Origin of the sequence: Streptomyces sp. LS1784 (assembly GCF_020103755.1) — a bacterium.
In the GTDB taxonomy this organism is placed as follows: domain Bacteria; phylum Actinomycetota; class Actinomycetes; order Streptomycetales; family Streptomycetaceae; genus Kitasatospora.
Map to the genome: position 1 here is coordinate 1 of NZ_JAHSQD010000513.1, position 6,026 is coordinate 6,026.

The following is a 6,026-nucleotide window of genomic DNA, read 5'->3' on the forward strand; positions in this document are numbered from 1 at the left end:
GGCCGGCCGGCTCCAGCGCGGCCTCCCAGAGGCCCTTGCGCAGCGGCAGCGCGACGCCGTCCGATCCGGTCCGGGTGGCGGGCACCCGGGCCCGGAAGCGGCCGTCCGGGGCGGTGTCGACCGGGGTGCGGACCTCGCTCGCGGTGCCGCAGTGCCGCAGCACCAGCTCCAGTCGGTCCGAGGCCGGGTCCGGGCAGTGGCCGGACAGCTCGAAGCCGTCGTGCCGTACGGCGATCCGGTCGACCAGGCCGGCCGCGGGCTGGACGCAGAGCTGGAGCCGGCCGTCGGCGAGGTGCTTGAGGTAGAGCACCCGGTCCGGGGCGCCGGGCAGCGGGTGCTGGCCGGCCACCGGGCCGCCGCGCTCGTCGAGGCAGAGCTGCTCGGTTCCGCCGTCGGGGCGCAGCAGTTCGGCGTCCCAGTGCTCCAGCCTGCCGCTGCCCCGTCCGTCGGCGGTGAACGGCCGGTACGGCACCCGGACGGTGAAGGTGTTGCCTGCGCGGGCGAGCGGCTGCTCGACCACCGCCTCGCTCTCCCGGTGGCGCAGCCGCAGCACGGTGCCGGAGGGGCAGGCGTCGGCGAACCCGCCCAGCTCCAGGCCGTCGGGGGCGGGGGCGGCGCGGGTGATCCGGACGGTGGGGCGCTCCAGCCGCAGTCGCAGCCGGCCGTCGGCGAAGAACGGCTGGAGCCGGACGTCGTGGTCCACCCACTGGGCCGGCGGGTACTCGCCGGAACCGCACCAGTGCGGGGCGAGGGAGCCGTACCGGCGGCGCACCCGGGTGGGGCGCGGGCGGATGAAGAGCGTGGTCTCGATCTGCCAGTCGCCGAGCAGCCAGTGGCCCCCGCGTCGGAGCCGGCGGGGGGCCATCAGCGCGGTGAAGCCGGACCAGTCGTGGTTGTGCCCGGGCTGGGCGCTGTCGTCGGTGACCTCGGGCAGCCGGAGGGGCCGGGAGCGCAGGTGCAGCGGCGGCTGGGAGCGGCTCCGGTGGCGCAGGGTCAGCCAGGTCCAGGCGGAGCCGGGCCGGCCGGTGTCCTGGCCGTTCGGGCGGGCGAAGCCGGTGAGCTCCAGGCCGCGTTCGTGCCAGCGGGCGCGCAGCAGTCCGAAGGCGACGTCCTCGTCGTCGGCGGGGCGGGCGGCGGCCCCCCGGGGAGCGGCGTGCGGCAGGACCAGCCGCGTGAGCACAGGCATGGCAGTGGGAGCCCTTCGGAAGGGAAATCCACATCCCATCCGGAAATGGCGCCGGGGTCAATTGCACGCCTTTTCGAATTCCCCTGGGGAATTCATTTCCGGGAACGCCGTTTCGAGAGCGGATCCGGTGTTCCGGTCATTCCGTTGCCGCGGGTTTCCGGACGGTTTCCGCTCGGCCGCCGGGCGGTTCCCGGACATGCGCAGGCGCCCGGCACCAGTGGTGCCGGGCGCCTGCCGGATCGTGCGCGGGGGGCTATTCCTTGCGGAGCATCGCGTCGACCACTCGGGCGGCGGCCTTGCCGTCGTCCAGGTCGCAGTACGCCTCGCGGAACGCGGCGGCCCGGTCCTCGTACTCGGCCGCGATCCCGTCCACCCGGCCGAGCACGGAGACGAGCTCCTCGGAGGTGGCCGGCATCGGGCCGGGCGCCTCGGCCTCGAAGTTCAGGCTGAAGCCGCGCAGGTTGTCCCGGTAGTGCTCCAGGTCGTAGGTGAAGAACACGATCGGCTTGCCGGTCGAGGCGAAGTCGAACACGCTGGCCGAGTAGTCGGTCACCAGGACGTCGGCGATCAGCAGCAGCTCCGCCATGTCGGGGTAGGTGCCGACGTCCCAGATGTAGCCGTTGCCGGCGCCCGGGATCTGGCCGCACATCAGGTGGTGCCGGCGCACCAGCAGCACCTGGTCGTCGCCGAGCGCGGCCTTGGCGGCCGCCAGGTCGATCCGCAGGTCGATCTGGTAGCCGTTCTGGGGCCGGCGCCGGTCCTCGCGCCAGGTCGGCGCGTAGAGCACGACCTTCTTGCCCTCGGGCAGGCCGAGCCGCTCCCGGACCTGCTCGGCGGTCTTCTCCCGGTCGGCCGCGAACAGCAGGTCGTTCCGGGGCGAACCGCTCTCCAGGATCTCGCCCTTGAAGTCGAAGGCACGCCGCAGCACCGGGGCGGACCAGCTGTTGCCGGCCACCAGCAGGCTCCAGTTCGGGACCTCCCGGGCCAGGCTCTTGAGGTACTTGGAGTCGGTGAACCAGACCTTCTCGAAGTCGAAGCCGATCTGCTTCAGCGGGGTGCCGTGCCAGGTCTGGACGACCACCTGGTCGGGGCGGCGGACGAAGAAGTCGGGCAGGTGGGTACTGGCCACGACGTACTTGGCGGTCGCCAGCGCCTCGTACCACTCCGGGCTGCGGTACCGGAGCGCGGTCGCGCTCCGCGGCAGCTCGGCCTGCATGTCGTCGTTGCCCCACAGGTGCTCCAGCGGCAGGCCGCGGCGGACCAGCTCCTCGTGGACCGCCCGCGGCGAGCCGGAGTACGTGCCGTACTTGCCGGTGTGGTACAGCACCGTGTCGCGCACCGGCAGCCGACGGGCGGCCGGGTAGTCCACGCTCTGCAACCGGCGCTGGCGGTAGCCGGCGCGCTCCTCGGGCAGCAGTACCGAGTGCGACTCCAGCGACAGGCCGTCGTGGTCGCGGCGCTCCAGCACTATCCGCTTGCCGCGGGACTCCACCTCGACCGGCAGGACGTCGAAGCAGTCCGGAGTGACCAGCGCGGCGGCGTCCGGCAGTTCGGGCATCAGCACGCCGACCGGGCGGAAGACGACGTTCCAGGTGCCCCTGGAGAGCGGCACCCGGCCGGCGAAGGAGGCCGTCGGCACGGCGGGCAGCGCGGTGCGGAACCGGCCGTCCGAGATCTCCACCGGGTAGGCGTGCTCCTCCTCGCGCCACTCGTGACGGACCACCAGTTCCCAGCGGTGCGCGCCGGGCAGCGGGAACGAGCCGCTCAGCAGGAAGCCGTCGGCGCCGCGCCCGGACACCTCGTCCACCAGCGGCTGGAGCACCTGGTCGGTGAACTGGAGGTGCCCGTCGGGGGAGGGCTTGGAGTAGAGCGCCCGGCGCTCGGCGACCGGTGCCTGCGGGTTCAGCGCCAGGTGCAGCCGCTCGGGCGCGTTGCGGTCGTCCCAGGCCAGCGGGACGGTGCTGCCGTCGGCCAGCAGCAGGGTGCCGTTCCAGTGGTCGCGGCTGCGCTCGGCGGCCACCGGGTCCAGCTCGGCCCAGGCCTCGCGGACGGCGGTCAGCTCGGCGACCGGGACGGCCGCGGTGAACGGCTGGAGCGAGCCGACCGGAGTGCCCAGCTCCAGCGGGAAGGTCACGTGGCGGTCGGACTCGGCGTGGGTGAGCCGCAGCCGTGCCCCGGCGAAGCTCGGGCCGGAGCGGGCCGCGCCCGAGACCTCCAGCCGGTCGCCGTGGGCGGCCAGGCCGGTCACCCGGGCCTTGACCGTCTCCACCCGGAGGTAGACGAAGTTGTCCCGGACCCACGGCACGATCCGCACGTCCGGCTCGACCCAGTGCGAGGGGAGGAACTGCCCGCTGTCGCTCCACCCGGCCGAGATCCGGCCCTTGTAGACCCCGCCCTTGCCCGCGCCGGCCACCAGGACGCGCCAGTTGCCGTCCTTCCACTGGCCGCGGTGCCTGAGCTTCTTCGGGTCGACGGCGACGGTGAAGCCGGACCAGTCGCAGCTGTACAGGTCGTGCTGGCAGCTCGCGGTGGCCTCGGGGCTGTACGTGGTCTTCATCGGCACCGCGATGACCCGGCGGCCCTTGGCCTCGCGCAGCACCAGGGTGCGGACCATGTCGTGCTTGCCGGCCGCGCCCAGCTGCTCCGGGTACGCGTGCCCGGTCAGCCGGAGCTTCCCGTCCTCCCAGGAGCCCCGGTACAGCCGACTGCGGATGACCAGCGAGTTGTCCAGCTTGAGCACCCCGGCCGGCACGCTCTTGCGCCCGCCGCGCAGGAACGGGTAGTCGGCGTACGGGCGCAGCAGACCGCGGGCCTGGACACCGCCGCCGCTCTCGCGCTCGTACGCGATCTGCTCGACCAGCTCGTCCATCCGGTCCGACAGGGTCAGGTGGTACTTCAGCCGCAGCGGCGCACGCAGCCTGCCGACCTGCTCGGAGCCGATCGCCCGGAGCAGCCGGCCGACGTGCTGGAGGTAGGCGTCCCGGTACTCCTTGTCCCCCTCCACGAGGGACAGGAAGAACATCGGGATCTCCTCGACGAGGGTGTTCTCGTCGTAGGAGCGCAGGTACTCGGCGAAGCGCGGCTCGGTCTGCTTCATCAGCCAGCCGCGGACCAGCTCGACCGAGGCGACCCGGTCGATCAGGCCCTTGGGGTTGGTGCGCATCTGCGTGATCGACATCTCGCCGACCTCGCGCTCGCGCCAGTGGTAGATCGGCTCGGAGAGCACGTCCACGCTCTTGGCCAGGTAGTGGTGCGGCACGCTGACCGGCGCGTCCTCGTACAGGATGCCCTCGGGGTAGAGCAGGCCGGCCGCGTCGAAGAACGAGCGGCGGTACACCTTGTTCCACGCGGTGCGGTCGGTGACCAGCGCCGGGATCTCGGTGATGTGGGTCTTGAGCCTGGTCTCCCTGAACGGCTTCAGGTGGCCGCCGGACTGGTAGTAGCCGACGGCGCGGAAGCGCAGCACGTTGCCGGTGCAGAAGTCCGAGCCGGTCTCGTCCAGCGTGTTGATCATCAGCTCGTACGCACTCGGCGGCATCGAGTCGTCGCTGTCCACGAAGCACAGGAACTCGGAGTCCGGGTCGATGTGCCGGATGCCGGTGTTGCGGGCCGCGCCGAGGCCCTTGTTCACCTGCCGGACCAGCCGGAACCGGGAGTCCTCGGCCGCGTACGCCTCGGCGAGCGCCGCGCTGCCGTCCTTCGAACCGTCGTCGACCATGACGCACTCGAAGTCCGTGAAGGTCTGGGCGGCGATCGAGTCGAGGCATTCGACGAGGTAGCGCTCGACGTTGTAGATCGGGACGACGATGGAGAGGCGGGGAGCCATCGGCTACGCAGGCCTTTCTCTGGAGGAGCGTGGCAGCCCGTACGGGGCCTGACCGCACGTGGATCGGTGCGTACGTGCGCCCCCGATCCTACCTCCGGGGACCTCTCCCACCCTGGGACCACTACGCTGGGTCCGTGTCCCGTTTCAGCGTGATCGTCCCCGTGTACCAGGTCCAGGACTACCTCACCGAGTGCCTCGATTCGGTGCTCGGCCAGGACGGCCCGGACTTCGAACTGATCGCGGTGGACGACCGCTCCCCGGACCGCTGCGGCGCGATGCTGGACGAGGCCGCCGCCGCCGACCCCCGGGTCCGGGTGCTGCACCTGCCGGAGAACGTCGGCCTCGGCCGGGCCCGCAACGCCGGCCTGGAGGTCGCCACCGGGGACTACGTGATCTTCCTCGACAGCGACGACACACTGACCCCCGGACTGCTGAAGAGCATCGACGAACGGCTCACCGCCACGAGTGAACCGGACGTCCTGGTTTACGACTACGCCCGCACCTACGCCGACGGCCGGATCACCCGGGCCGCCTCCGCACACGTCTTCGGCGCCGCCTCCCCGGACGTCTTCGACCTCGACGCCCGCCCCGACCTGCTCGACCTGCTCCAGGTCGTCTGGAACAAGGCCTACCGCCGCGGTTTCATCACCGAGCAGCGGCTGGTCTTCCCGGCCGGCTACTACGAGGACACCCCCTGGACGTACCCGGCGCTGCTCGCCGCCGCCCGGATCACCCTGCTCGACCAGGTCGGCGTGCACTACCGCCAGCGCCAGGAGGGCGGCAACATCCTGGCCACCGCCAGCCGCAAGCACTTCGACGTGTTCGCCCAGTACGACCTGGTCTTCGCCTTCCTCGACCGCCGCCCCGACCTGGACCGCTGGCGCCCGGTCGTCTACGGCCGGATGCTGCACCACCTCAACACCGTGGTCTCCAAGCCCGGCCGGGTCCCGCCCGGCGACCGCCGCGAGTACTTCCGCCGGGCCGCCGCGCACTGCGCCCGGCTGCGGCCGGCCG

Annotated in this window: 2 protein-coding genes and 1 pseudogene; 1 reads left to right on the forward strand and 2 read right to left on the reverse strand. The window is 72.3% G+C overall.

Annotation, left to right across the window (positions count from 1 at the left end; all coding sequences use genetic code 11):
• Together KS423_RS48225 and KS423_RS36300 are read right to left on the reverse strand one after the other, a co-directional pair.
• Positions 1-1,186, reverse strand: a pseudogene (locus KS423_RS48225) (hypothetical protein); the annotation flags it as partial.
• Positions 1,187-1,439: 253 nt separating this feature from the next.
• Entirely contained in the window at positions 1,440-5,012 is a 3,573-nt protein-coding gene (locus tag KS423_RS36300) for a CDP-glycerol glycerophosphotransferase family protein (RefSeq protein ID WP_224284005.1), read from the reverse strand.
• 134 nt (positions 5,013-5,146) lie between these two features.
• Between KS423_RS36300 and KS423_RS36305 the strand changes: the two genes are divergently transcribed.
• Positions 5,147-6,026, forward strand: an 880-nt coding sequence (locus KS423_RS36305; RefSeq protein WP_224284006.1) for a glycosyltransferase family 2 protein, incomplete at its 3' end; no start/stop codon positions are given.